The 26,440-nt window shown below is 38.0% G+C and carries 25 protein-coding genes; 24 read left to right on the plus strand and 1 reads right to left on the minus strand.

Translation table 11 applies throughout. The features are described 5' to 3' along the window. Positions 1 to 4: 4 nt before the first annotated feature. The 3 genes from MKZ30_RS06005 to MKZ30_RS06015 all read left to right on the plus strand — a co-directional run bounded on the left by MKZ30_RS06005 (position 5) and on the right by MKZ30_RS06015 (position 2,743). On the plus strand, positions 5 to 1,324 hold the full coding sequence (locus MKZ30_RS06005; protein WP_002357743.1) for a DRTGG domain-containing protein: 1,320 nt from the start codon (positions 5 to 7) through the stop codon (positions 1,322 to 1,324). A gap of 13 nt (positions 1,325 to 1,337) precedes the next feature. Then, positions 1,338 to 2,291 carry a DHH family phosphoesterase gene (locus MKZ30_RS06010; RefSeq protein ID WP_002357742.1) on the plus strand — a complete coding sequence of 318 codons (954 nt, stop codon included), beginning with the start codon at positions 1,338 to 1,340 and terminating at the stop codon, positions 2,289 to 2,291. 113 nt (positions 2,292 to 2,404) lie between these two features. After that, on the plus strand, positions 2,405 to 2,743 hold the full coding sequence (locus MKZ30_RS06015; RefSeq protein ID WP_002357741.1) for a zinc ribbon domain-containing protein YjdM: 339 nt from the start codon (positions 2,405 to 2,407) through the stop codon (positions 2,741 to 2,743). A gap of 60 nt (positions 2,744 to 2,803) precedes the next feature. Here the strand turns inward: MKZ30_RS06015 and MKZ30_RS06020 are convergent, their stop codons facing one another. Next, a complete protein-coding gene (locus MKZ30_RS06020) occupies positions 2,804 to 3,202 on the minus strand; it encodes a hypothetical protein (RefSeq protein ID WP_002382283.1) in 399 nt (132 codons plus the stop codon). 55 nt (positions 3,203 to 3,257) lie between these two features. On the opposite strand from MKZ30_RS06020, the gene MKZ30_RS06025 reads away from it, so the two are divergent. From MKZ30_RS06025 to MKZ30_RS06125, 21 genes are all read left to right on the plus strand, one after another. After that, positions 3,258 to 4,439 carry a VanZ family protein gene (locus MKZ30_RS06025; protein ID WP_033601184.1) on the plus strand — a complete coding sequence of 394 codons (1,182 nt, stop codon included), beginning with the start codon at positions 3,258 to 3,260 and terminating at the stop codon, positions 4,437 to 4,439. 53 nt (positions 4,440 to 4,492) lie between these two features. Continuing rightward, positions 4,493 to 5,851, plus strand: a complete 1,359-nt coding sequence (locus tag MKZ30_RS06030; RefSeq protein ID WP_002419772.1) for a DEAD/DEAH box helicase — start codon at positions 4,493 to 4,495, stop codon at positions 5,849 to 5,851. A gap of 548 nt (positions 5,852 to 6,399) precedes the next feature. Beyond that, a complete protein-coding gene (locus MKZ30_RS06035; RefSeq protein WP_002389199.1) occupies positions 6,400 to 7,080 on the plus strand; it encodes a helix-turn-helix domain-containing protein in 681 nt (226 codons plus the stop codon). A 348-nt stretch (positions 7,081 to 7,428) separates the two neighbouring features. Further along, on the plus strand, positions 7,429 to 10,071 hold the full coding sequence (alaS, locus tag MKZ30_RS06040; RefSeq protein ID WP_016633515.1) for an alanine--tRNA ligase: 2,643 nt from the start codon (positions 7,429 to 7,431) through the stop codon (positions 10,069 to 10,071). A gap of 202 nt (positions 10,072 to 10,273) precedes the next feature. Further along, complete coding sequence (locus tag MKZ30_RS06045; protein WP_033601183.1) at positions 10,274 to 10,990, plus strand: tRNA (adenine(22)-N(1))-methyltransferase; 717 nt, start codon at positions 10,274 to 10,276, stop codon at positions 10,988 to 10,990. After that, on the plus strand, positions 10,974 to 12,092 hold the full coding sequence (locus MKZ30_RS06050) for a Nif3-like dinuclear metal center hexameric protein (protein WP_033601182.1): 1,119 nt from the start codon (positions 10,974 to 10,976) through the stop codon (positions 12,090 to 12,092). The genes MKZ30_RS06045 and MKZ30_RS06050 overlap by 17 nt, the downstream gene beginning before the upstream one ends. 28 nt (positions 12,093 to 12,120) lie before the next feature. Beyond that, positions 12,121 to 13,350 carry a peptidase T gene (pepT, locus tag MKZ30_RS06055; protein WP_002384579.1) on the plus strand — a complete coding sequence of 410 codons (1,230 nt, stop codon included), beginning with the start codon at positions 12,121 to 12,123 and terminating at the stop codon, positions 13,348 to 13,350. 145 nt (positions 13,351 to 13,495) lie between these two features. Next, positions 13,496 to 13,762, plus strand: a complete 267-nt coding sequence (locus MKZ30_RS06060) for a DUF1294 domain-containing protein (protein WP_002384578.1) — start codon at positions 13,496 to 13,498, stop codon at positions 13,760 to 13,762. A 19-nt stretch (positions 13,763 to 13,781) separates the two neighbouring features. After that, positions 13,782 to 14,810, plus strand: coding sequence for a lysylphosphatidylglycerol synthase transmembrane domain-containing protein (locus tag MKZ30_RS06065; protein ID WP_002360426.1), 1,029 nt, complete (start codon positions 13,782 to 13,784; stop codon positions 14,808 to 14,810). A 139-nt stretch (positions 14,811 to 14,949) separates the two neighbouring features. Next, positions 14,950 to 15,525 (plus strand): molybdenum cofactor guanylyltransferase, encoded by a 576-nt coding sequence (mobA, locus tag MKZ30_RS06070; protein WP_002361748.1) that lies wholly within the window; start codon positions 14,950 to 14,952, stop codon positions 15,523 to 15,525. A gap of 15 nt (positions 15,526 to 15,540) precedes the next feature. Next, positions 15,541 to 16,365, plus strand: a complete 825-nt coding sequence (locus tag MKZ30_RS06075) for a formate/nitrite transporter family protein (RefSeq protein ID WP_010816487.1) — start codon at positions 15,541 to 15,543, stop codon at positions 16,363 to 16,365. Then, positions 16,355 to 16,936, plus strand: a complete 582-nt coding sequence (locus MKZ30_RS06080) for a hypothetical protein (protein WP_002419767.1) — start codon at positions 16,355 to 16,357, stop codon at positions 16,934 to 16,936. Before MKZ30_RS06075 ends, MKZ30_RS06080 begins: the two co-directional genes overlap by 11 nt. Then, positions 16,924 to 17,412, plus strand: a complete 489-nt coding sequence (locus tag MKZ30_RS06085) for an NADH-quinone oxidoreductase subunit NuoE family protein (RefSeq protein ID WP_002357722.1) — start codon at positions 16,924 to 16,926, stop codon at positions 17,410 to 17,412. The genes MKZ30_RS06080 and MKZ30_RS06085 overlap by 13 nt, the downstream gene beginning before the upstream one ends. An 11-nt stretch (positions 17,413 to 17,423) precedes the next feature. Next, positions 17,424 to 18,722 (plus strand): complex I 51 kDa subunit family protein, encoded by a 1,299-nt coding sequence (locus MKZ30_RS06090; protein WP_033601181.1) that lies wholly within the window; start codon positions 17,424 to 17,426, stop codon positions 18,720 to 18,722. Positions 18,723 to 18,724: 2 nt separating this feature from the next. Further along, positions 18,725 to 21,445, plus strand: a complete 2,721-nt coding sequence (gene fdhF / locus MKZ30_RS06095) for a formate dehydrogenase subunit alpha (RefSeq protein WP_033601179.1) — start codon at positions 18,725 to 18,727, stop codon at positions 21,443 to 21,445. 17 nt (positions 21,446 to 21,462) lie between these two features. Then, the gene (locus tag MKZ30_RS06100) at positions 21,463 to 22,665 is read left to right on the plus strand and encodes a molybdopterin molybdotransferase MoeA (protein WP_002384572.1); all 1,203 of its coding nucleotides are present in this window, start codon (positions 21,463 to 21,465) and stop codon (positions 22,663 to 22,665) included. Between the two features lie 407 nt (positions 22,666 to 23,072). After that, on the plus strand, positions 23,073 to 23,582 hold the full coding sequence (moaC, locus tag MKZ30_RS06105) for a cyclic pyranopterin monophosphate synthase MoaC (protein ID WP_033600564.1): 510 nt from the start codon (positions 23,073 to 23,075) through the stop codon (positions 23,580 to 23,582). Further along, on the plus strand, positions 23,579 to 24,553 hold the full coding sequence (moaA, locus tag MKZ30_RS06110) for a GTP 3',8-cyclase MoaA (RefSeq protein WP_080120437.1): 975 nt from the start codon (positions 23,579 to 23,581) through the stop codon (positions 24,551 to 24,553). Before moaC ends, moaA begins: the two co-directional genes overlap by 4 nt. Before the next feature lie 2 nt (positions 24,554 to 24,555). Further along, entirely contained in the window at positions 24,556 to 24,990 is a 435-nt protein-coding gene (locus MKZ30_RS06115; protein WP_002410706.1) for an MOSC domain-containing protein, read from the plus strand. After that, on the plus strand, positions 24,983 to 25,465 hold the full coding sequence (locus tag MKZ30_RS06120; RefSeq protein WP_002410705.1) for a MogA/MoaB family molybdenum cofactor biosynthesis protein: 483 nt from the start codon (positions 24,983 to 24,985) through the stop codon (positions 25,463 to 25,465). The genes MKZ30_RS06115 and MKZ30_RS06120 overlap by 8 nt, the downstream gene beginning before the upstream one ends. Before the next feature lie 3 nt (positions 25,466 to 25,468). Continuing rightward, complete coding sequence (locus tag MKZ30_RS06125) at positions 25,469 to 26,440, plus strand: molybdopterin-binding protein (RefSeq protein ID WP_010816491.1); 972 nt, start codon at positions 25,469 to 25,471, stop codon at positions 26,438 to 26,440.

Genomic DNA, 26,440 nt, shown 5'->3' on the forward strand with positions numbered 1-26,440 from the left:
AATTATGGCGACGAAACATGATCAAATTTTAAAACATATTGAAGAATTACCGATTGGCGATCGAATCTCTGTTCGAAGCATTGCCAAAAGTTTAAGTGTTAGTGAAGGAACAGCGTATCGGGCCATCAAAGATGCAGAAAATATTGGGCTTGTTTCCACCATTCAACGTGTTGGTACGATACGAATTGAGCGGAAGTTAAAAAAACATATTGAAAAATTAACATTTGGTGAAGTGGTCCGTATTATTGAAGGGGATGTGTTAGGCGGTAGCTCTGGTCTAGACAAAGTCCTTAATAAATTTGTAATTGGTGCGATGACAGAAACCGCGATGACGCGATATATTACTCCCGGATCCTTAATGATTGTTGGTAACCGCCAAGGCGTGCAAAAGCTTGCTTTAGAAAATGGGGCAGCCGTTTTAATTACAGGTGGATTTGAAACATCTGAAGAGATTGCGCAGTTAGCAGATCGTCTGGGTATGCCTGTCTTGAGAACCACATATGATACATTTACTGTGGCTACTATGATTAACCGTGCTTTAAGTGATCAGCTGATTAAAAAAGACATTTTACTCGTCAGTGATATTTATACAGCGCTTGAAAAAACCAATTATTTGTTGACAACTCAAACGATTGCAGATTATCAGGCATTATCTGAAAGTACCCATCATTCTCGTTTCCCAGTAGTAAATAAGAAATTACGTTTAGTGGGGATTGTCACAGCCAAAGATGTCATTGGTAAAAGTGAACATTTAACCGTGGATAAAGTCATGACCAAGGATCCCAATGTTGTGAAAAAGATGATGAGTGTAGCGAGTGTCAGTCATCAAATGATTTGGGATGGTCTAGAAGTCATGCCGGTGGTGGAAGATGATTTAGCGCTTGTTGGAATTGTTTCTCGCCAAGATGTGATGAAAGCCATGCAATTGGTGCAACGACAACCACAAATTGCAGATACAATTTCAGATCAAATTTCCGGGGAAGTGATGCCTGTTGAAGAAAATGGCAAAGAAACAACCCGTTTTCGTTTTTCGGTTGCGCCCCAAATGGTTAACAGTGTTGGTACCATCTCGTTCGGTGTCCTAAGTGAAATTATTTCTAACGTGACACAACGAACAATGTTGATGAATCAAAAAAGAAATGTACTAATTGAACAAGTGAATCTACATTATTTGCGGCTAATCCAGTTGGAAAGTGAATTGGACATTCGTCCACGGATTTTAGAAATTGGTCGTCGCTCTGCAAAATTAGATATTGAAGTTTATTTAGAAAATGTCATTGTGGCAAAAGCAATTGTTGTTTGCCAAGTGATGGAGAGAACGTAGGAGGCTACAAAGAATGGACGTAGTAAAAGAAATTATGGCAGCAATTAAACAATATGAAACAATTATTATTCATAGACATCAAAGGCCCGACCCAGATGCGATTGGCTCACAGGTTGGGTTAGCAGAACTCTTAAGAGCGAGCTTTCCTGAAAAAAATATTTATCAGGTAGGCGGACCAGTGGAAGGTTTAGAGTTTTTAGCTGAAATGGATGTTATTACTGACGATGTCTATCGAGGTGCATTAGTCATTGTAACAGATACTGCAAATGCTCCACGAATTAGTGATGCGCGTTTTTCTTTAGGCGATCAATTAATTAAAATCGATCATCATCCGAATGATGAACCTTATGGAGATTTAGTTTGGGTGAATACAAATGCAAGTAGTTGTAGTGAAATTATTGTTGATTTTTGGCAACAGCATTTAGCAGAATTAACGATGACAGATAATGCAGCTCGTTTATTGTATGCTGGGATTGTGGGGGATACAGGGCGTTTTCTTTATCCTTCCACTTCGGCGCATACACTCGCTGTCGCTGCGCAATTGCGTACGTTTAACTTTAATGCCGCAGACTTAAATCGTGAGTTAGACCAAATGCCTTTAAAGGTTGCTAAATTAGCGGGTTATATTTATCAAAATTTAGAAATCGACGCAAATGGCGCTGCTCGTGTCGTTTTACCACAAAGTATTTTAAACAGTTATGATATTGTCGATTCTGAAACGGCAGCCATTGTTTCAATGCCAGGAAAAATTGAAGATGTTCTCTCATGGGCAATCTTTGTTGAACAGCCGGAAGGTTATTATCGCGTTCGGTTACGTTCCAAAGGCCCAATCATTAATACAATTGCTAAAAAACATCATGGCGGCGGCCATCCTTTGGCAAGTGGCGCTAATGCCCGTGATGCAGCTGAAATTGAAGTGATTTACCAAGAAATTCAGGCAGCTTGCCAAGAGTGGGCTCAAAAATAAATAAGTAATTAGAAAGTAGTTATCGGTTGTTGATAAATCATTAGGACTACTTTTCATTCACTAGAAAATAAGGTAAAATGAAAAAGAATTATTTTTTACAAAGGAGAACGTTAATGACAGAGCAATTACCAAACTGCCCTGAATGTGGGTCGGCATATGCCTATGAAGATCGCGGATTATTTATTTGTCCAGAATGCGGTCATGAATGGTCACCAACGGAAGAAGTTGCAGAAGAAGGCTTAGTAGTTAAGGATTCAAATGGCAATCTTTTAGCGGATGGTGACAGTGTTACTGTAATCAAAGATTTGAAAGTTAAAGGTGCCAGTGGCGCAATTAAACAAGGCACAAAAGTGAAAAACATTCGTTTAGTGGAAGGCGATCATAACATCGACTGTAAGGTAGATGGCTTTGGTCCAATGAAGTTAAAATCAGAGTTTGTTAAGAAAAATTAAATTTCATTTGAATGATGAGACAGTAAGAGTCTAGGACACAACCATCGTCCTAGACTCTTACTAATGTTTATCGGTCTTGTATTTTATCATTGTACGAAGGCCGTGCCAAGCGTTGTAAAGTGTGAGGATTAACCCGATACCTAAAGGAATCCATAACCATTGCGGAGAATAAGCGGCATCTTTTAACGTTTCAGGGTTGATGGTCCATGATTCTTGCAATACTTGGAAACTAAAAACCATGAGAAATGTTGAAATAAGTAACAAAATAAACCGTAAATAATGAATCGTTGTTTGACGGTGAATCAGTGCAAAGAGTAAGTAGAGCACAAGTAAGAATAGCGGCACTCCAAACGCGAAATATGGCTGTAACATGAGAACGTCCTCCTTTTTCTTAATGATACTGCAAAGGAGAGGATTTGCAAAATAAAATTTATTGTTGGTACATTTTTTTAGAAACAAGTATAGTGTTATTGAGGCATTCATACTTGAAATTGTTTATCTTGGAGGAATTTTTATGGCAGTATATAGCGAACCAATTAAATGGGCAATCATTATTTTCCCGTTTCTAGCATTTTTTATTTCTGGGGCATTATTAATCTATGAATACCGCAAATATGGTTCATTTGTTTGGACACGAGCAATGATTTTGTATTCATTTGTTTTTTATTTATTATGTGCCTATTTCTTGGTGATTTTACCGTTGCCATCTCGGGCAGAAGTGGCTCAATACACAGGACCAACAATGGAACTGCGGCCTTTTCATTTTATTTCAGGGATTTTAAACGAAACTGTTTTTTCGCTCAAAGATCCTAGTACGTATTTGCCAGCATTAAAACAGCATGCCGTTTTAGAACCACTGTTTAATGTTTTATTAGTTTTACCTTTTGGTGTGTATTTACGGTATTATTTCAAATGTTCATTTTTAAAAACAGTTCTTGCAAGTTTTTTATTGTCATTATTTTTTGAATTAACACAGTTATCTGGCCTTTATTTTATTTATCCACGTTCGTATCGCCTGGCGGATGTCAATGATTTAATTAATAATACCGTCGGAGGCATGGTCGGTTATTGGTTGACGCCACTCTTTACCTTTTTATTGCCAACAAGAGAAGAAATTGATGCCACCTCTTATGAAAAAGGGCAGACAGTTAGCCTGTTAAGACGTTTCTTTGCATGGGGGATTGATTGGTTGGTGATTGGCTTTGTGCAAGGCCTGCTCGTTTTTGGACTAAATTTCATTCCAGCTTATAAAAATTGGGCAACCAATTATCCGATTTTTTCAGATCGGATGTGGTTCTTTATCATGGTGTTTGCGGTCTTTATCGTCATGATGAAACTGACAAATGGTCAAACGTTAGGGAAAAAAGTTGTGCGCATTCGGGTGGTTGAAACAGGACATGAAAAAATTCGTTTAAAAGCTTTGTTTGTTCGCTACGGTTATTTGTATTTTGTATATGGCTTAATTAGTATTTATCTAGCTAATGCCGCTGATTTATTGAATTCTTCTAATCGGATGTTGCAAATGGTGTCACTGCTTCTGTATTTGTTCTGTTTAATTTTATATTTACTATTTTTGATCAACGTTTTGTTAACCTTGATTCGTAAAAAACGGCGTTTGTTTTATGAAAAAGCCAGCCATACTTATACAGTCAGTACATTAGAAGTTGCGAAAACAAAGGAATCAGCAGGTGAGTAAAAGTTGTTTTTGTGTTATAATGCCAAAGTGCATAAAGAATTTAACGAGAAGAGGTGAGGCAAGTGCCTTCATTTAAACAATTTCAATTTCAACCTTTTATCAACGAAGCACTCGCAGAAAAAGGGTTTGAAGAACCAACAGAAGTCCAAGAAAAATTAATCCCAATCATTAAGAAAGGGAAAAGTGTCATTGGACAATCGCAAACAGGAAGTGGAAAGACGCATACTTTTTTACTTCCATTAATGGATAAAGTTAAGCCAACTATCGACGAAGTGCAAATTGTGATTACTGCGCCTAGTCGTGAATTAGCCAATCAAATTTATCAAGAAGCGCAGCAACTGGCTCGTTTCAGTCAACCAGAAATTCGCGTGTCAAATTTTGTTGGCGGAACAGATAAACAACGTCAATTAACTAAATTAAAGCATCAGCAACCTCATGTGGTGATTGGTACACCAGGGCGGATTTTAGATATGATGAATGAACAAGCTTTGAAAGTGCATACGGCTTTTGCCTTTGTTGTCGATGAAGCAGACATGACATTAGATATGGGCTTTTTAGCAGAAGTCGATCAAATTGCAGGTCGTTTGCCAGAAAAATTACAAATGCTCGTTTTTTCTGCAACCATTCCAGAAAAATTACGACCATTTTTAAAAAAATATTTAGAAAATCCAGTGATTGAACATATCAAACCAAAAGCAGTTATTTCAGAAACAATTGACAATTGGTTGATTTCCACCAAAGGAAAAAACAGCAATCAAATAATTTATCAATTATTGACTATCGGGCATCCTTATTTAGCGATTGTTTTTGCAAATACTAAACAAAGAGTTGATGAAATCACCGATTACTTAAAAGATCAGGGCCTAAAAGTTGCCAAAATTCATGGAGACATCACACCACGCGAAAGAAAACGTGTGATGCGTCAAGTTCAAAATCTTGACTACCAATATGTGGTAGCTACTGATTTAGCCGCACGTGGGATTGATATTGAAGGGGTTTCACATGTCATCAATGCAGAAGTTCCACATGAATTGGACTTCTTTATTCATCGGGTTGGCCGCACAGGACGTAATGGATTGAATGGAACTGCCATAACATTATATTCACCAGCAGATGATGAAGCGATTACTCAGATTGAGCAGTTAGGTGTTTCTTTCAAACCAAAAGAAATTAAAAATGGTGAGATTGTAGAGACGTATGATCGCAACCGTCGAACAAAACGAGAAAAATCTCGAGAAGAATTAGACCCAACGTTAATTGGTTTAGTGAAAAAGAAAAAGAAAAAAATTAAACCAGGATACAAGAAAAAAATTAATTGGGCAATTGAAGACAGCAATAAGAAAAAACGTAAAATTGAACGTCGTCAGAAAGATCGTTCTGCTAGAAAAGCAAAAAAGAATTCTTCTAACTAAAAACGTTGTGGATTATTTAAAGTAAGGGACGAGAATCTTTAAGATTCTCGTCCCTTACTTTTTTATATGATAAATATTTAAGTCACTTTTAAAATAACTCTTTTTTTAAAGTGACTATTGCTAAAAGTAGAGAAATTTACCGATTAATTGTAAAGATTTTTGTTAAAAACATCAAAATGTTAGTGTTTAGAACCAACATTTTGATGTTTTCTCAAGAAAAAAATGATAAAATTACAGATTTTTTGGCATGTTTTAGCAAAAAGTAGGAAGTTTCGGCCTTTTTTTTGTAAAAAAATCGGTTTTATTAGTTGATATTAAAGGAAATTCATTTTTTTTTACGGAGGATAAAAAAATTTCACACACAAAAAAATGCATTTTCTAATATAATATAAATAACCACTAAAATAAAGAATAAAGGAGCGAAGAGAGATGAAGATAAAAAGGTATTTATTAATCAATCGCTGGAGGAAACACGCGATTTGGTAACGTATTTTGATCGGTGCGTTTAGTTATGGGTAACAGAAAGAAGTTCTAGGAGGAAAGAAAAAATGAGAAGGATTTTGGTATTAACAAAGAACATTTTAGTTGAGCAAACATTTCAGCAGCAATTACAATATTTAAATTATGAAGTCTTTTGTACAAACTGCTTTGAAGAAACTGTAGAACACGAGTTAACTTTTTTTAATTATTTTGATGCAATTGTGTTAAGCGAAACACTTTCTCAGAACGATTGCTTGAGATTATTAGGAAGTCTTTCATCATTAGAGAAGCCGATTTATCGACGTTCACAATCGATGTGTAACAAACGTGAAGCGGAGATTTGGCAGGAAAGAGGCATTATCCGGTGGTTGGGCCTCAAAGATTCATTGGAAGAGATTCGTGAAAAAATTGACACGGTGGATCAAAGTTTTGCCGAAGCAACAGCCGAGCTACTTGATGACCAAGTAAAAAAGATTCGCTTTACAAAAAACGAGCAACGCTTTTTAAAAATCTTGTATCAGCATGCCCACGAAGGGTTGGATCGTGATCAAATTTGTCGCTTGCTTTGGCAGAAAGAACCAGATGCTTCTACAAAATCGCAGCTGTCTTTTGTATGTAAACGAGTGAAACAAAAATTTAGTGATGCAGGTATGAATGAAGAGATTATTACGACCTCTTGGGGAAAAGGGTATCAAATAAATGAAAAAATTTTGCCTTATTTAGAGCAAACGTTGTTTGAAACAGCTTAGTAAGGAAAGATTCCTACGAAAACAATTGACTTTTCGGTAGATTTTTCTTATACTTTTGACTATAAGCTAAAGGATATGAGGAATCTTATTTGGATCACAGAAAGCCGTTCATTGCTGAGAGAAGGGCATCAGATAAATTTACTTGCTCCCTTTAGATGGACTTGATAGAAATATCAACGCGACTCTGCGTTATAGAGCTTAAGAGGTAATGATCCAACATCATTGCAATCAAGGTGGTACCGCGAGCAATCGTCCTTGACTGCAATGGTGTTTTTTGTGTTCACAATCTGCCACTTAAGAGGGTACAAAACATAAATAGTTAATTATTAATAGAAAGTAGGAAAATCAATGAAAGAATTAACAAGTAGTCAAGTTCGCCAAATGTATTTAGACTTCTTTAAGTCTAAAGGACATTCAGTAGAACCAAGCGCTTCTTTAGTACCAGTAAACGATCCAACATTATTATGGATTAACTCTGGTGTTGCAACCTTGAAAAAATATTTTGATGGCTCTGTTGTGCCAGAAAATCCAAGAATTACGAATGCTCAAAAATCTATTCGTACAAATGATATTGAGAATGTTGGGAAAACGGCTCGTCATCATACAATGTTTGAAATGTTAGGGAACTTCTCAATTGGAGATTATTTTAAAAATGAAGCGATTCACTGGGCCTGGGAATTTTTAACTGGTGCTGAATGGCTTGCTTTTGACCCAGAAAAATTATATGTGACTGTTTATCCGAAAGATACAGAAGCAAAACGCATTTGGCGTGATGAAGTTGGTTTATCTGAAGACCATATTATTGATGTAGAAGATAACTTCTGGGATATCGGTGCTGGTCCAAGCGGTCCAGATACGGAAATCTTTTATGATCGCGGCGAAGAATTTTTAGATATTCCAGAAGATGATCCAGAAAATTATCCTGGTGGTGAAAATGAACGCTATTTAGAAATTTGGAACTTAGTGTTCTCTGAATTTAACCATACACCAGAAGATACGTATGAACCATTACCACATAAAAACATTGATACGGGCATGGGCTTGGAACGTGTTGTATCTATCATTCAAGATGCACCAACAAATTTTGAAACTGATTTATTTATGCCAATCATTCATGCGGTAGAAGCTTTAGGAACCAACGTAAAATATGGAGATGCACCACAAACGGATGTTTCCTTTAAAGTGATTGCTGACCATATTCGTGCATTATCCTTTGCAATTGGTGATGGTGCGCTTCCTTCAAATGAAGGTCGTGGCTATGTGTTACGTCGTTTATTACGTCGTGCGGTAATGCACGGGAAAAAATTAGGCATTAATGAAGCCTTTTTATACAAATTAGTGCCTGTTGTTGGCGAAATCATGGTAAGTTACTATCCAGAAGTATTACAACAAAAAGACTTCATCGAAAAAGTGGTTCGGACAGAGGAAGAACGTTTCCATGAAACCATCAATGAAGGTTTGAGCATGTTAAATGAGGTTATTAAAGAAGTTAAAGATGCAAAAGGCGATACATTAGATGGAAAAATTATCTTCAAACTTTATGATACTTTTGGCTTCCCGGTAGAATTAACGGAAGAAGTTGCGGAAGATGAAGGCTTGAAAGTCGATCATGCTGGGTTTGAAACAGAAATGGAAGCACAGCGTGAACGTGCTCGTTCTGCCCGCAGTAAAGAAACTTCAATGGGTGTTCAATCTGCTTTATTAACAGATATTAAAGTAGAAAGTAAATTTGTTGGCTATACAGAATTAACACATGATAGTGAATTATTTGTTATTATTCAAGGTGACGCACTAGTAAATGAAGCATCTGCAGGAACAGCCGAATTAATTTTTGCTGAAACACCATTTTATGCTGAAATGGGTGGACAAATTGCTGACCGCGGCTATGTAAAAAATACCGCAGGGGAAGTCGTTGCCAACGTGGTGGATGTGAAAAAAGCACCAAATGGTCAATTTTTACACAAAGTAGAAGTTTTGGCGCCATTAGCTGAAGGCCAAATTTATCAATTGCAAGTGGACGAACGGATGCGGACACGTATTTTGAAAAACCATACGGCAACCCATTTATTGCATCGTGCTTTAAAAGATGTGTTAGGGGAGCATGCCAACCAAGCAGGCTCATTAGTTGCACCAGGACATCTACGTTTTGACTTTACTCATTTTGGGCAAGTTACATCAGAAGAACTAGCGCGGATGGAAGCCATCGTTAATGAAAAAATCTGGGAAGCTATTCCTGTTGTCACAATTGAAACAGATATTGATACAGCGAAAAACATGGGCGCAATGGCGTTATTTGGCGAAAAATATGGCAAAGAAGTCCGTGTAGTTAATATTGGGGATTACTCTATCGAATTATGTGGTGGAACACACGTTGCTAATACAGAAGATATCGGAATTTTCAAAATTGTTTCCGAATCTGGGATTGGTGCAGGAGTACGCCGTATTGAGGCAGTGACGAGTAAAGAAGCGTATCAACTTTTACAAGAAGAAGAACGTCAATTGAAAGAGATTGCTACATTAGTTAAATCACCTCAATTAAAAGAAGTGGTTACGAAAACAGAGCAATTGCAACAACAATTACGTGATCTACAAAAAGAAAACGAACAATTGGCTGGCAAATTAGCGAACCAACAAGCTGGTGACATTTTCAAAGATGTCAAAGAAGTCAACGGTGTTCGTTATATTGCCGCTCAAGTCAATGTTAAAGACATGAATCAATTACGCCAATTGGCCGACCAATGGAAACAAAAAGAATTGTCTGATGTACTAGTTCTAGCAACTGCGCAAGATGAAAAAGTAAGCTTGTTAGCGGCTATGACAAAAGACATGAACGGAAAAGGCCTAAAAGCCGGTGACTTAATCAAAGCAATTGCGCCAAAAGTTGGCGGTGGCGGCGGTGGTCGTCCTGATATGGCTCAAGCTGGTGGGAAAAATCCAGCAGGGATTGCGGATGCCTTAGCAGAAGTTGAAAACTGGTTGGCAAATGCCTAATTAAAAATGTTTTCCCTATTATTTATATAAGGAGAATGCTCTTTATAGCAATAATGACAGCCCTTTTCAAAGTTATGAAATTGATTTTGAAGGGGGTTCTTTTTTATAAGTGATTAGGGAGAGAAAACAGTAGATTGCACGAATGTGTAAGTTTTCATCTTCAATTGACAATGGTATAATAAGCAACGGAGGAATCAAAAATATGAATGAAAATCAATTATCAAAACGCCTCGCAACGGTTGGTGATTTAATCCCTAGAGGAAGTCGCTTAGCAGACATTGGTTCAGACCATGCTTATTTACCAGTTGCTTTAATGTTAGAAAATAAACTGTATTTTGCTGTGGCTGGGGAAGTGGTAGAAGGCCCTTATCAATCTGCCAAAACCCAAGTCAGTAAATCCAATTTGACGGATAAAATTATCGTACGTTTAGCGAACGGGCTAGATGCAATTGAACCTGAAGATCAAATAGACGTCATTAGTATTTGTGGAATGGGCGGCACATTAATCCGAGATATTTTAGAAGCTGGACGCAAAAAAAATCGTTTAACAGGGAAGGAACGCCTTGTTTTACAACCGAATATTGGTGAACCAACTTTACGCCGCTGGTTAATGGTAAACGACTACAGTATTATTGATGAAACAATCGTGGAAGAAAACCGTAAATTGTATGAAATTATCGTAGCCGAAAAAACAGAGCAATCCGTTTCTTATACGGACCAAGAATTACTATTTGGGCCAGTTTTAATTAAAAAACAAGGACCGGTTTTTACTAAAAAATGGCAACGAGAATTAAAACAGCGCAAAACTGTTCTTGCACAACTAGCAAGAGCAAGTGGAGAACATATTGAAAAACAAGCGAAACTACAGCAAGACCAACAATTAATTGAGGAGGTACTGACCAATGGCTGTGAACGGTAAGACATTGATTCGATGCTTCAATGACTATTGTCCCGAGTGGTTAGCTGAAACGGGAGATCCTGTGGGCTTGCACATTGGTACGTTAGATAAACCAATTGAAAATGTGATGGTTACCTTAGATGTTCGTCCTGAGGTCGTTGAAGAAGCAATTGAGAAGCAGGTTGATTTAATTATTGCGAAACACCCACCTATTTTCCGCCCAGTTAAGCGATTAACCACAGATAATTTTCAAGAAAAAATGTACGCTGATTTATTAAAACACGATATTGCTGTTTACGCAGCGCATACTAATATGGATATTATTGACAATGGCTTAAACGATTGGTTTTGTGAATTATTGGGAATTAAACAGACCACCTTTTTAACTAAAACACATACTGTTCCTTATAAAAAATTAGCCGTTTTTGTGCCAATTGATGAAGCTCCGCAAATGAGAGAAGCTTTAGGTCTAGCTGGCGCTGGAGCTCAAGGTGATTATTCTAAAACAAGTTACTCTTTAATTGGAACAGGACGTTTTACACCAACACAAGGAGCAAATCCCACGATTGGCGAAATTGGTCAAGAAAGTGTCGTCCAAGAAGCAAAAATCGAAGTGATTTTCCCTGAAACTAAGCAGGAACAAGTTCTTGCAGCTATGTTACAAGCGCATCCTTATGAAGAACCGGCGTATGATGTTTATACCATTGAAAATCAATCAAAAGAATTTGGTTTAGGTCGGGTTGGAGTATTAGACAAGCCTGTGAGATTCTCTGATTTTGTACAGCAAGTCAAGGAAGCTTTCCAATTGGACGGCTTGCGGGTCATTGCAAAAGATGATACTAAAATGATTCAACGGGTAGCCATTTGTGGTGGAAGTGGTGAAAAATTCTATCATGATGCATTACGTAAACAAGCCGATGTCTATATTACTGGTGATGTGTACTATCATACGGCACATGACATGATTGCTGAAGATTTACCAGTCATCGATCCTGGTCATTACATTGAAGCGCTTTGTAAGCCAAAACTTGTGGAATTAATGAATCAATGGAAACAAGAAAATGAGTGGGCTGTATCCATTTTTGAATCAGAAGCGAATACCAATCCATTTCGTTTTAAATAAAAAATGAAGATTAAAGGAGTGTTCTTTTATGTATGAAAATTTATTACCTCGTTTTTTACGCTATGTGAAAACAGAAACACGCTCAGATGCAACAAGCACAACGACACCATCAACACAAACACAAGTAGCCTTTGCACAAACCTTAAAAAAAGAATTAGAAGAATTAGGAATGAGCGATGTTATTTATAACGAAACAAATGGTTTTGTAATTGCTACGTTACCTAGTAACGTGGAGAAAGACGTTCGTTCAATCGGCTTTATTGCCCATATGGATACCGCTGATTTTAATGCAGTGAATGTTTCTCCGCAAATTGTTGAGAACTATGACGGAGAATCAACGATTCCTTTAGATAAAGAAGGCAAATTCACTTTAAATACGAAAGACTTTCCTAACTTAAAAAATTATCGTGGTGAAACACTTATCACAACCGATGGTACCACTTTATTAGGGGCTGATGATAAATCAGGTATTGCGGAAATAATGACAGCCATGGAATATTTAATTAATCACCCAGAAATTAAACATGGCACCATTCGTGTGGCTTTCGGTCCTGACGAAGAAATTGGTGTAGGTGCCGACAAATTTGATGTCGCTCAATTTAACGTGGATTTTGCTTATACAATGGATGGCGGACCAGTAGGTGAATTACAATTTGAAACGTTTAATGCGGCGCAAGCAGAAATTACAATTCAAGGGAAAAACGTTCATCCAGGAACAGCAAAAAATACAATGATTAATGCGTTACAATTAGGAATTGATTTCCATAATGCCTTACCTGCTGACGAAGTTCCAGAAAAAACAGAAGGTGAAGAAGGCTTTTATCATTTAGCAGCGTTTGCTGGAACGCCAGAAGAAGCTACAATGACATATATTATTCGCGATCACAATCGCGAGATTTTTGAAGCACGTAAAGCTAAAATTAAAGAAATTCAGCAAACATTGAATGCACCATTTGATGAAGAACGAATTAAAGTTGATTTATTTGATCAATACTATAATATGCGAGAAGTGATTGAAAAAGATATGTCCATTGTCGAAATTGCTAAACAAGCAATGGAAGAATTGTCAATTCAACCAATTATTGAACCTGTTCGCGGTGGAACGGATGGCTCAAAAATTTCTTATTTAGGGATTCCAACACCAAATATCTTTGCTGGTGGCGAAAATATGCATGGCCGTTTTGAATTTGTTTCATTACAAGCCATGGAAAAAGCGACCAATGTGATTATTAAAATTGCTGAATTAAATGCAAAATAAATGAGGCACTCAATAGGAAAGTAAGAAAACGGGCAACCGAGAGCTTACTTTCCTGTTGTAGTTTCATGAGTCATTGAAAATTTTTTTGCAATTAGAATCAGAACAAGGTATCCTAGTACAGTAACTAGTTAGGAGGCCAGAAAGAATGCTTCAGTGGATAGTAATCATTTATCTCCTCGTCATTAATTTAGTATTGTTTAGTATGATGGGTTATGATAAAAAACAAGCAAAACGTGGGAACTGGCGTATTCCAGAACGCCGCTTATTGACGATAGGACTTGTCGGTGGCGGTTTAGGTGGGCTAATGGGACAAAAGAAATTTCATCATAAAACCCAAAAACCAGTTTTTGCATTGTGTTATTCAATTGGCGTAATCGCGATGATTAGTTGCATCTATCTAACGTTTAAGTAAGAACAAAAAAGGAGAAGCGATGAAAGGAAAAGTAAAAATTGGCTTAAATATGTTGTTAATGATTATCGTTTTAGGCGTAATCTTTTATGTCATGGATAATTCATTAAGTGATATTTTTGCTCAACTGATGGAAACAAGTTGGCTGGTGCTGATTGCTGTTATTTTTTTTGGTGTAGTTTATCAATTTGCAGAAGGGCGCTCAATCAAGGAAATAGCTCGTTATTTTAACAAAGACTTTACGACAGTGGATGGTTTTTTTACTTCTTGTTATGTAGCATTTTATCGGATTATTTCATTTGGCACGGGAACCTTGCTTTCAGAAATTTATTTTTATAAGAAAAAGGGAATTCCTGTTTCTAAAAGTGTGGGGATAACGGCATTACATATGATTATGTACAAAGCAGCCGTGATTTTTTTAGCAATTATTGGTTTGATTATTCAATTTTCCCTGTTTTATGAAAATGCGCCTAAGATGATTCCATTCATTTTAGCAGGTGTTATTTTAACATTAGTAATAATTGCAGCATTACTTATTTTATCTAGTAGCTTAAAGTTGCAAGTTTTATTGGTTAAGTTTGCCAATCGTTGGTTTAAACGACCAAAACTAAGAGATTGGGTGGATAATTGTAATTTACAAATCTATTCCTTGCGGGCGGCTGTCCAAACAATTACACAAGATCGCTCAGCGTTGCTTCGAATCTTTTCATGGAATGTATTTAAATTATTATTTTGGTACATTATTCCTTACATTGTTTTAGTAGAAAATCACCCGAATATTGATTTATTATTAGTGATGTCCTTTACCAGTTTTGCTGTTATTCTTTCAGGAGTTATTCCGACACCTGCTGGCATTGGTCCATTTGAATTTGTTTACTTATTGTTGTTTAAACCATTGGTCGGCAATGTTGATGCTGTAGCATCTGTTTTACTGTATCGATTTGGTAGCTTTGTGTTACCCTTTTTGATTGGCTTGGTTTATGTCGCCATTGAGAAACGAAAATCATTACGCATTGAGATTGAAGAAATAAAACGTCAAACAGATGAATAAGGTAGAACGAGAAAAAGAGAGACTCTTTTTCTCGTTCTTTTTTTTAAAAGGAATTGACTTGTACGAGGGATGTCTTATAATAGACTTAATACATGACTAAAAAATATTTTTTTGAACTAATAAAAATTATGGTAAAGGAGTGGCGAAAATTATTGCTGATTGTACAGCAGTGCTGTTATGCGGCGGGAAAAGTTCACGGATGGGATTTGATAAAGCATTATTGAAAATTCAAGGCCAATACGTGATCTTGCAAACAGCTGAAAAGTTAATGGAACTGTTCGAAGAGGTTATTTTAGTAACGAATGATAGTCAAAAATTTCCTAAGGCGTTTAGAAAATGCACAATCATTCAAGATATGTATCTTGGAAAGGGGCCATTAGGTGGGATTGTGACAGCAATGAACTATACTCAGAAAGCTGAAGTGTTTGTAATTGCCTGTGATATACCAACTTTTTCTCCTAAACTTGTGTATCAGTTAGCCTCTAAGCGTGGACAAAATCAAGTAACAATCTTTGATTTTGAAGGTCGTCAAGAACCATTATTTGGCTTTTATCGATGTTCTTGTTTACCAACATTTCAAAAACAGCTTGCGCAAAATAACTATCAGATTCGGCAAGAATTTGAGCATCTATCTGTAAAAACGGTGCAACTATCAAAAGAGAATCAACTTAAAAATGTCAATCGAAAAGAAGAATTGTCTCAGTGGTATCGATAAAAAGGAGGAATCGTAATGGATTTTTTCAGTAGTGAAGAAATAGTTGCAAGCTTAGGTGATAAGGCAGAAATGAAAGGGAAATTATCGTTTGTTCGGCTCTGTATTTTAGGCATCATGGCTGGTTTTTGTATTGCACTGGGTTACTTGGCGTTTATTCGTATCACTGGAACTGCCCCCACAGAATGGGGAAGTTTTAACAACTTTCTGGGTGGAGCTTTATTTCCAGTTGGATTGATAGCGCTTACTTTTATTGGTGGTGAGTTAGCAACAGGCAATATGATGGTAATGACATTAGGCGTATTACAAAAAAAGGTTCGAGTGGGCGCTCTTTGTTATAACTGGATAGTTGTTTTATTGACCAATTGTCTAGGCGGATTTCTTGTGGCATATTTATTTGGCCATATTGTTGGGTTAACTGAAGGTGCGTTTCTGGATAAAACAGTCGCAGTTGCTCAGGCGAAAATTGCTGATCCACCGCTAGTTGCTTTTGTTTCAGGGATTGGCTGTAATATTTTTGTTTGTTTAGCGGTTTATCTCGGAGCGTTGGCAAAATCATATTTAGGTAAAATGTTTGGCTTATGGTTTCCTGTCATGGTTTTCGTTGTTTGTGGGTTTCAACACGTGGTCGCCAATGCATTTATTATTCCAGCGGCAATTTTTTCACAAAGCACCACAATCAGTTGGTGGGATTATTTGCAAAATACACTATGGGTATTTTTAGGCAATGCGGTAGGGGGCAGTCTTTTTATGGCCGTACCATTGATCTTTATGACAAAACCAGCAACTGTCAAACCAAGAGTTGAGAAAACGATTCAGACGGAGGAGCTCTATGGCAATTGAGGTACCAAACATGATTCAAATTGGATCTACTGGTCGGAATAGTGGCAAAACGACATTAGCCGAAGACCTTATTAAACAGTACCAAGAAGTCTATCCAATTTATGGCTTGAAGATTATTACGATTAGTGGTCAACGAGGGGTGTGTCAACGAGGCACAAAAGGATGCGGAATTTGTACCAGTATTACAGCTGGTTATGAATTAGTAGAAGAGCAAGAGACGATTGGCAATAAAGATACCATGAAATTATTAGCTGCAGGTTGTCAAAAAGTTTTTCTATTGAAAGTTTTTCAAGAAAATTTGGCGGAAGCCATTCAGCAATTTCTGAAAGCTGTGCCGGCCCAAGCATTAATCATTTGTGAATCAAATTCATTACGTAATGTTGTGCAGCCAGGACTATTTCTTATGATGAATAACCAGAATCGCCAAAAAGAATCAGCAAAAAAAGTCATAGATAAAGCCGATTTTTGTTTACTATCTGCTGAAATACCAAAAGAATTGCGTATCTATTATCAAGGAGAACAACTTCAAGTTTCACTAAAAAGGGGGAATAAAAAGGAATGTGTGCATTAAGCTTAATTGAAAAAGAAGCGATTATTCTAGAAAACGATGCTGATCCACAACGAATTTTAAATATTTTAATTGAATTACAATTTGCTTCAGAGGAAGGGTATATCGATCAGGAAACAGCTCAATTAGTTGCAGAGCATCTACATTTAACGGAAGCGCGAGTCTATGAAATCGTCAGTTTCTATGCCATTTTAAAGACGGAACCGCAAGCGAAGTATGTCTTGAAGATTTGTAACAGTACGCCGTGTCATTATACTGGTGGAGCGATGGTTGCAGAGGTTTTAGAAACCATTTTAGAAGTGCCAGAGAATCAGCCGACCCCAGATGGCTTATTTATGTATCACAGTATTCCTTGTATTGGGGCTTGTGATTTAGGTCCAGTAATTAAAATTAAGGACACCGTTTTTAGCCAACTAACAGAAGAGAAAATTTATCAATTAATTCAACATTTGCAAAATGATTGCTATGAAGGATTGTAGGAGGTGAGTCAATGCTTAAGAGAAACCAACCAATGTTATTAGAGAGAATGGGGAAAATGCAATCTGCGACCGATGTTGCTGAATATTGTAAATACGATGGATTTGATGGTTTAAAAAGAGCAATTTCACTATCGGATGAAGAAATTTTAAACGAACTGGATATTGCGCACTTAAGAGGTCGCGGTGGAGCAGCCTATCCTTTAGGAAAAAAATGGCGCCATCTTTATCATGCAAAAGGAACCACAAAGTACATTGTTTGTAATGCTGATGAAGGCGAACCAGGGACCTTTAAGGATAAAGTACTTTTATCTGAAGATCCATTGAGTGTGATTGAAGGAATGATCATTGCTGGCTATTTATTTTCAGCAAAAGCAGGTTATATTTATATGCGAGGAGAATATCGCAGAATCCAAAAAACATTTCAAGAAGCACTCGATAATGCACGACAAGCTGGCTTTTTAGGGGAAAACATTTTAGGAATTGAAGGATTTAATTATGATATTACGATTATTTCTGGTGCTGGCGCCTATATTTGTGGGGAAAATTCAGCACTTTTAAATTCAATTGAAGGAAAAACGGGGCGGCCGCGTGTCAAACCACCACACTTAGCAGATGTTGGCTTATATTTGCAACCAACATTAGTGAATAATGTTGAATCATTTGCAAGTGTTCCTGTAATTTTACGAGAAGGTGGACAAGCCTTTTTAGAGATGGGTACTGCCGATGGCGGCGGAACAAAGCTAATTTGTTTGTCTGGACATATTAAAAATCGGGGCTTATACGAGGTCAACCTTGGAACACCATTAGAAGAAATAATTTATGGCGAGCAATACGGCGGAGGCTCTGCAACTGGTCGAGCATTGAAATTTATTCACTTCGGTGGACAATCCGGTCCAATTGGTGCTGTCGCAACGTTAAGGGATTGTTTGTATTCCTACGAAGATTTATGGACCCATGACTTATCTGTCGGCTCTGGTGCAATTGTAGTAATGGATGATTCAGTCAATGTTGTGGACTATTTAGTACACGTGGCGGCCTTTTTTGCTCATGAGTCCTGTGGTAAATGCACCCCTTGTCGATTGGGAACAACTAGGATTTTGGAATTATTGAGTAAATTCAATCGGAAAGAGGCAACAGCTAGTGATTTGCCACGATTGGAAAAGATGCTCACGCATGTCACGCGATTATCAGCTTGTGGTTTGGGCCAATCCGTCGCAACTTCAATGAAGAGTGCATTGGCTTTGTTTCCAGAAGAATTTGAAACGACTGCTGAAACAGAAATCTATGCCACCAGCAAAGGAGGTTGGTAAAAATGAAAACAAAGTTGCATACGCAAACAGTTACGTTGTCTATTGATAACCAAGAAGTAACTGTGCCTAAAGGGACTACCATTCTCGAAGCAGCGAAAGGGCTAGGTGTTGAAATCCCAACGCTCTGTCATTTAAAAGAATTAGCGCCTGATGGTTCTTGTCGGATGTGCGTGGTTGAGGTGGAAGGCGGCCGACGTGGTGGCTTAACAACTGCTTGTACGGCACATTGTCAAGAGGACATGGTTGTGTCAACGCATTCTGAAAAAGTTGCTGATTCCAGACGTTTTATTCTTGATTTATTATTGAGTAATCATAAATTAGAATGTTTTTCTTGTGGAAAAAACGGGGATTGTCAATTACAACAGTATGCGCTAGATTATGGGATTGATGCCACTAGCTTTACCGAGGGGAAAAGAATGCCTTGCCACCAAGAAGATACCAGTAATCCATTTTTCTCTTATGATCCAGAAAAGTGTATCATGTGTCGTCGTTGTGTCCGTGTCTGTCAATTGCGGCAGGGAAGAGATGTACTTAGTATTGCTAATCGTGGCTTTGAAACAAAAATGATGCCAAGTTATGGGCAGCCGTTTGATCAATCTATCTGTGAATCATGTGGCAATTGTGTCTCTTCCTGTCCTACAGGTGCGTTAACAGCAAAAGATACGAAAGAGTACCGCAAATGGGAAACCCAGAAAATCCCTACAACCTGTCCGCATTGTGGGACAGGCTGTCAGATGAATTTACTCGTTAAAAATAATCGTTTGGTGGGTGTTGAACCCCTGGATGGACCAGCTAATAAAAATTTACTTTGTGTGAAAGGAAAATTTGCTTCATATAAATTTGTTGGGTCAGGAGATCGCTTAACGGAGCCATTAATTAAACGGAATGGGATTTTTGAACCTGCTTCTTGGGAAGAAGCCTTAGCGCTTGTTTCGTCAAAATTTAACGAAATTAAAGCAGAAAACGGCGCGGATGCTCTTGCCGGTTTTTCGTGCTCTAGAGCGACAAATGAAGATAATTATGTCTTTCAAAAAATGGTGCGTGCTGCTTTTGGTACCAATAACGTTGATAACTGTGCCCGTGTTTGTCATTCGGCTTCGGTCCATGGTTTAGCCCAAACCTTAGGCTCTGGTGCGATGACCAATCCTATTGCTGATATCACTGAAGATGTCGACATGATTTTATTAGTAGGTTCCAATCCAGAAGAAGCTCATCCAGTTATTGGTGCGCAAATTCGCCAAGCCATCCAAAGAGGAACGCAAGTTGTTGTTGTTGACCCGCGGAAAATTAACTTAGTGAAGGATAGTGCACTGCATTTACAAGTTCAGGCGGGAACGAATGTCGCATTTGCTAATGGCATGATGCATGTGATTTTGAAAGAAGGTTTAGCAGATCGCCACTTTATTGAAGAACGGACAGAAGGATTTTCAGATTTAGAAAAAATGGTGGCTGATTATACGCCGGAAAAAGTCGCAGAAATTTGTCATATTCATCCAGAAGATCTAATTCAAGCAGCACGCATGTATGCAAAAGCAGAGAAAGCACCAATCATTTATTGTTTAGGCGTAACGGAACATTCGACAGGAACTGAGGGTGTTATGAGTATGTCTAATTTGGCAATGTTGGTTGGTAAAGTTGGAAAACCAGGCTGTGGTGTCAATCCTTTGCGAGGTCAAAATAATGTTCAAGGTTCCTGTGATATGGGCTGTATGCCTTATGATTTCCCAGGCTATCAAAAAGTCAATAATCCAGAAGTAATCGACAAATTTGAAAAAGCTTGGCATGTGCCGTTAAATCGAAACACAGGTTTAACTTCTACTAAAGTCTTACCAGCAGCAACGGCAGGAAACGTCAAAGGCCTTTATATTTTTGGAGAAGATCCAATTGTTACGGATCCAGACACAGGACATGTTCGCCAAGCTTTAGAAAGTTTAGACTTTTTAGTCGTTCAAGAATTATTTATGACCGAAACGGCCGCTTATGCGGATGTCGTTTTACCAGGCATCAGTTATGCAGAAAAAGACGGGACATTTACAAATACAGAACGGCGCGTGCAAAGAGTCCGCAAAGCTGTTGAACCAAGGGGACAAGCGCGAGAAGACTATGAAATTTTTTGTGAAGTCATGACACGGATGGGCTATCCTTGTGCGTATGAATCTGCAAAAGAAATTATGGAAGAAATTTCAGCTGTGACGCCTTCGTTTGGTGGAATTAATTATGAACGTTTAGAGAAGGAGAGCTTACAATGGCCTTGTCGGAGCTTGACAGATCCAGGTACGCCGATTATGCATGTGGGCAGTTTTGCTCGTGGGAAAGGTTTATTTAAAGCAATTCCGTATAAGCAAGCACAAGAATTACCAGATGAAGAGTACCCGTATTTAATGTCGACAGGCCGAATGCTTTACCATTACAATACCCGAGCAATGACAGGACGAACGGAAGGGATTAACCAAATAGCGAATCACTCTTATATTGAGATAAATGCCGTCGATGCACAAGCTCTGGGAATCCAAGAAGGTGACAAAGTGGAAGTACATTCTCGCCGTGGCAAAATTGAAACTTATGCGGCTGTCGGAAATCGAGTATTTCCGCAAGAAGTCTTTATGACATTCCACTTTCCAGATGGGAATGTTAACGAAATTACCAATGCTGTATTTGATGATATCGCCACAATTCCTGAATATAAAGTTTGTGCCGTTGCGATTAAACCAGTGAATAAATAAAAAAGGATGGTTAAAACATGATCGAGTTGGAAGAAGCACGAGAGAAAATGACCCAACATATGAAGAGTCAATGTGAAACAGAAGAAGTGGCGCTGCTTGATTCCTTGGGGCGGATTAGCGGAGAAACCATTTTTGCAGAGACAGCGATTCCTCATTTTCCTCGTGCCGGGATGGATGGGTATGCCGTTCGTGCAGTAGAAACACGAGGTGCGACTGCTGAAAGCCCAAGTTGTTTAAAAGTCGTTGGTTCTTTAGTGGCAGGGGATTCCATGTTTTATTGTAATCAGACGAATAACTGTGCGATTAAAATAACGACAGGTGCTTTTATTCCAACCGATTTTGATGCTGTAGTGCCACAAGAATGGACGGATTTTGGGCAGGACCATGTTAAAATTTTTCGCTCTGTCACTGCGGGCCAAAACTATGCGGAAATTGGAGAAGATATTGCTTTTCAGCAAAAAATTTTAGCAAAACATCAACAGATTAATAGTCGTATGATTGGTTTGTTGGCAATGCAAGGGATTGATAAAGTTGTTGTTTTGAAGCGCATGAAAGTGGGGATTTTAGCGACCGGTAGTGAGTTAGTTTCTTTGGAAGAACCGCTGTCAGTTGGGAAAATTTATAATAGTAATCTCTACATGTTAGCAGCTTTTGTCAAAGCGAGTGGTAATGAAGTAATCCACCTAGACCATTGTTCAGATGACCCTGAAGAATTAGCGAAGAGGCTGATTGAGATTTCACCAAAACTTGATTTATTAATTACTTGTGGTGGTGTTTCGGTAGGTGAAAAGGACAATTTACCTTTAGCGATTAAACGTATCGGAGGAACAGAGTTGTTTCATTTTGTAAATATGAAACCTGGAACCCCAGTTATGGGAAGTCAATTTCAAGAAACACTCATTTTAAGCGTTTCAGGCAATCCGTTTGCGGCAATGGTTAATTTACATCTTTTTTACTGGACATTATTAGCTACTTTTTTTAATTGTGTTGAGTTAAATCTAAAGGAACGAACAGTAATTTTAGCGCATGAATTAGCCCCCAGTAGACTACGTCGATTTTACCGAGCGAAAGAAATAGATGGCACAGTAAATTTAGTGACAAAAAGTCATCTTTCATCCAATTTATCAAATACTTTAGAAACAAATTGCCTGCTAGAACAACCAGCTGGTGTACTACTCAAAAAAGGCGCGCTTGTAAAAGTCTATTATTGGCAAACTTGATGACAACCTGACCTAAGATTAGTATGAAAGTAAGAGCCTGGAACAAAAATCATTTTGGATTTTTGTTCCAGGCTTAAAAATTGATAAACGGCGGGAACAGAAGCAACTCCTTCGGAAATAAGCCGAAATTCTCCAAAAATTATAGAACAATTTTCGGAAATTCCTTCTTATTTCTCGGAGTTAAGCACTTCTGTCCCGACCTCTTATTGCTTATCAAGTTTTAAGACTTAGACAAAAGTCTGGTCAGGCTAAGCAAAGCACGTAATTTTTGTCGCTTAACTTTTTTAACTTCGATTTCTCGCTAAAAAAAATTATGGATGCCAGATTGTTTTTTTGATGCAAGAGTGATACACTTGAAAAAGAAGTATTGTGTAAACGTTAACAAATGTCAAATGTGAGGTGGAGAAATGGTTCAAAGTAAGGAATTTACGCACTTGAATACACAAGGAGAAGTGCATATGGTTGATATTTCGGAAAAAAATGACACTGAAAGAACAGCCCTCGCTTATGGAGAAATTCACATGTTGGAAGCGACAGCAGAAGCGATCCAGACCCAAATGATTAAAAAAGGTGAAGTATTACAGGTAGCAAGAGTCGCTGGGATTACCGCCGCAAAACGAACGTTTGAATGGATTCCTTTGTGTCATTTGGTTGCTTTGACAAAGTGTGAAATTCAGTTTAATTGGCGCAATCAAACTTGTTTAGAAGTACGTTGCTTTACAAAAACAGTGGGTTCAACTGGCGTTGAAATGGAAGCGCTAACAGGTGTGCAGGCAGGACTCTTAACAATTTATGACATGTGTAAAGCAATTGATCGAGGAATGACAATGACAAACATTGGTTTATTAGAGAAAAATGGTGGACGCAGTGGTCATTTCATTCGTTCTTCAATTAAATCAAAGGAAAGTGATGAGTGAACAGCATGAAAGATGCATTTAACCGTGAAATTGATTATGTTCGTTTGTCTTTAACAGATCGTTGTGACTTACGTTGCACGTATTGCATGCCAGCAACAGGTCTTTGCTTTTTAAAAAAAGAGCAGCTTCTAACAGATGATGAGATTATTTTTTTACTGAGGATATTAGCGAAAGAAGGCATCAAAAAAGTTAAATTAACAGGTGGTGAACCGCTTGTTAGACCGAATTTACTCTCTTTAATTAAAAGGATAAAGCAAATCTCAGGCATCGAAAAAGTAACCCTAACAACTAATGGTATGAAGTTAGCTCGTGAGGCTCAAGGGTTAAAAGAGGCGGGCTTGGACGGCATTAATATTAGCTTAGACACTTTGGATCCAGAAGAATTTCGAGAAATAACAAGAGTTGGTCAGTTAAGGAATGTTCTGGCGGGCTTAGAACAAGCGATTGATGCGGGACTACCTAATATCAAAATTAATACTGTAGCTAGGAAAGAGCTAAGTGAAGCAACAATTGTAGAACTGGCTGAAATCGCTAAGAAAGAGACTGTCCATCTTCGTTTCATTGAAATGATGCCAATTGGATTAGGAAAGGAGCATCCGGGTAAGCAGCAAGAAGAAGTAGAAGCCATTTTAACCAAACATTATGGAATGTTGCAACCATACCAAAAACCATTGGGCAATGGCCCTGCTAGTTATTACGCCTTAAAAGATTTTAAAGGGAAAATAGGTTTTATTAGTGCATTAGGGCATTGTTTTTGCGAGACGTGCAATCGAATCCGAATTACTGCAGACGGCCATTTAAAAACGTGCCTGCATTCTGCAGACGGCTACTCGTTAAAGGAAGCTTTAGCTAAGGAACAAACAGCAGAATTGTTAGGGATTATCAAGAGTGGCATTGCCTGTAAGCCTGAAAAACATCTTTTCTTGGAACAACAAGGAGAACAACGATTTATGTCACAAATAGGAGGGTAAGTATGAAAACAGGAGAAATTATTGCAATAAATATTAGCCCACGAAGAGGCACACAGAAAAAGGAAATTCCTGAAGTCAACTTAATTAAAGGCTTTGGATTAGAAAATGATGCGCACGGCGGGAATTGGCATCGACAAGTCAGTTTGTTATCTTTTGAAGAAATAACGGCTTTCAATGAAAAAGGAGCTCGGGTTGGCAATGGTGCTTTCGGGGAAAACATAATCGTCTCAGGGATTGATTTACGTCAATTACCTGTTGGAACGAAATTGAAAATAGGCGATTCCGAATTGGTGGTTACTCAAATTGGGAAAGAGTGCCATAAACACTGTCAGATTTATGCGCGAGTGGGCGATTGCATCATGCCTAGAGAAGGAATCTTTGCAGTTGTTGTGACAGAAGGTCATATTAAAAAAGGAGACCAGTTAGACGTTGTTTAAAGTGGGCATTGTAACATTAAGTGATCGTTGCTTTCAAGGACTTGCTGTCGACCAATCGGGTCCCTTGATTCGTGAACAGTTACCTGTGCTCTACCAGGTAACCAAACAAACCATTTTACCAGATGAAGAAAATCAATTAGTAGAGCTATTGCTAGAGTGGTCTAAGACCTGTGATTTGATTTTAACGACAGGCGGCACAGGGTTGAGTGAACGGGATCGGACCCCAGAAGCTACCTTACGTGTAGCAGAGCGAATCATTCCTGGGATCAGTGAGGGCTTGCGTCAACTTAGCTTGGAAAAAACACCATTTGCTATGTTAAGTCGAGGCGTTTCTGTTCAAAGAGGACGCACGCTCATTGTTAATTTGCCTGGTAGCCCAAAAAGTGTAACAGAACATTTGCATTTTTTGTTGCCTGTTTTGCCCCACGCTTTGGATTTAATCACAAATAAAAAAATCATACATGATGAGGAATAAACCATGAAAACAATTCGAACAGAACAGGCAGTTGGCCTTCCGTTGAGTCATGATATTACGCGAATTGACTATGGAAAGACCAAGGAAGTGTGTTTTAAAAAAGGACATATAGTTGTTCAAGAAGATATTCCAATTCTTTTATCATTAGGGAAAAAAAATCTGTTTGTTTCCTTGGATCCAGCAGAAATACATGAAGAAGAGGCAGCAACATTTTTGTATAACCTGTTAACAGATGACTCATGTCAGCCGAGTGAAGTCCATGAAGGAAAAATTGTTGCTAAAGCTAGCACGAGAGGTCTTTTAAAAGTCAATCGAGAAAAATTAATTGCTTTAAATGAAATTGAAGGTCTTGCCTTGTCAACTAAAATTACCAATATAGAAGTTCAGAAAGATGAAAAAGTTGCAGCCTTTCGAGTGATTCCACTAACGATTTCTAAAAGCCAATTAGAGAAGGCACGCCAGCTCAGCACGTCTGAGCCACTAATCTCTGTGAAACCTTTCAAAAAAATACGGGTCGGGATTGTAACTACTGGCAGTGAAGTTTACACAGGATTGGTTGAGGATGCTTTTTACCCTGTGTTAAAAGCCAAGTTCTCCGCGTATCCTTTAGTTACGATTGTCAAGCAAGAAATTGTCGATGATCAGCCGCAAAAAATTACTGTTGCGATCAAAAAGATGTTAGCACAAGGGCTTGATCTGATTGTTTGTACAGGTGGTATGAGTGTAGATCCTGATGACTTGACACCGTTAGCAATTAAGCAGACAGGTGCTGAAATCGTAACCCATGGGACACCAGTCTTACCAGGCTCAATGTTTTTGCTGGCTTATAAAGGAGAGCAAACGATCATTGGCTTACCAGGTGGTGTTTTATTTTCAGAAAAAACGGTTTTTGATTTGTTATTACCAAGATTAATGGCCAAAGAAGTGATAAAAAAATCTGAAATTATTGACTTGAGTTATGGCGGGTATTTATAA

This window comes from Enterococcus sp. LX10 (assembly GCF_023539285.1).
Classification (GTDB): domain Bacteria; phylum Bacillota; class Bacilli; order Lactobacillales; family Enterococcaceae; genus Enterococcus; species Enterococcus faecalis.

Bases quoted from the DNA above. Each gene is read 5' to 3' on its own strand.
- MKZ30_RS06065 (WP_002360426.1), top strand. From the start codon at position 13,782: ATGAAAGGAAAAGTAAAAATTGGCTTAAATATGTTGTTAATGATTATC.
- MKZ30_RS06035 (WP_002389199.1), top strand. From the start codon at position 6,400: ATGAGAAGGATTTTGGTATTAACAAAGAACATTTTAGTTGAGCAAACA.
- MKZ30_RS06075 (WP_010816487.1), top strand. From the start codon at position 15,541: ATGGATTTTTTCAGTAGTGAAGAAATAGTTGCAAGCTTAGGTGATAAG.
- MKZ30_RS06010 (WP_002357742.1), top strand. From the start codon at position 1,338: ATGGACGTAGTAAAAGAAATTATGGCAGCAATTAAACAATATGAAACA.
- MKZ30_RS06015 (WP_002357741.1), top strand. From the start codon at position 2,405: ATGACAGAGCAATTACCAAACTGCCCTGAATGTGGGTCGGCATATGCC.
- MKZ30_RS06025 (WP_033601184.1), top strand. From the start codon at position 3,258: ATGGCAGTATATAGCGAACCAATTAAATGGGCAATCATTATTTTCCCG.
- MKZ30_RS06100 (WP_002384572.1), top strand. From the start codon at position 21,463: ATGATCGAGTTGGAAGAAGCACGAGAGAAAATGACCCAACATATGAAG.
- MKZ30_RS06085 (WP_002357722.1), top strand. From the start codon at position 16,924: ATGTGTGCATTAAGCTTAATTGAAAAAGAAGCGATTATTCTAGAAAAC.
- MKZ30_RS06050 (WP_033601182.1), top strand. From the start codon at position 10,974: ATGGCTGTGAACGGTAAGACATTGATTCGATGCTTCAATGACTATTGT.
- pepT (WP_002384579.1), top strand. From the start codon at position 12,121: ATGTATGAAAATTTATTACCTCGTTTTTTACGCTATGTGAAAACAGAA.
- MKZ30_RS06115 (WP_002410706.1), top strand. From the start codon at position 24,556: ATGAAAACAGGAGAAATTATTGCAATAAATATTAGCCCACGAAGAGGC.
- MKZ30_RS06060 (WP_002384578.1), top strand. From the start codon at position 13,496: ATGCTTCAGTGGATAGTAATCATTTATCTCCTCGTCATTAATTTAGTA.
- MKZ30_RS06090 (WP_033601181.1), top strand. From the start codon at position 17,424: ATGCTTAAGAGAAACCAACCAATGTTATTAGAGAGAATGGGGAAAATG.
- moaC (WP_033600564.1), top strand. From the start codon at position 23,073: ATGGTTCAAAGTAAGGAATTTACGCACTTGAATACACAAGGAGAAGTG.
- MKZ30_RS06125 (WP_010816491.1), top strand. From the start codon at position 25,469: ATGAAAACAATTCGAACAGAACAGGCAGTTGGCCTTCCGTTGAGTCAT.
- MKZ30_RS06080 (WP_002419767.1), top strand. From the start codon at position 16,355: ATGGCAATTGAGGTACCAAACATGATTCAAATTGGATCTACTGGTCGG.
- MKZ30_RS06045 (WP_033601183.1), top strand. From the start codon at position 10,274: ATGAATGAAAATCAATTATCAAAACGCCTCGCAACGGTTGGTGATTTA.
- alaS (WP_016633515.1), top strand. From the start codon at position 7,429: ATGAAAGAATTAACAAGTAGTCAAGTTCGCCAAATGTATTTAGACTTC.
- fdhF (WP_033601179.1), top strand. From the start codon at position 18,725: ATGAAAACAAAGTTGCATACGCAAACAGTTACGTTGTCTATTGATAAC.
- MKZ30_RS06005 (WP_002357743.1), top strand. From the start codon at position 5: ATGGCGACGAAACATGATCAAATTTTAAAACATATTGAAGAATTACCG.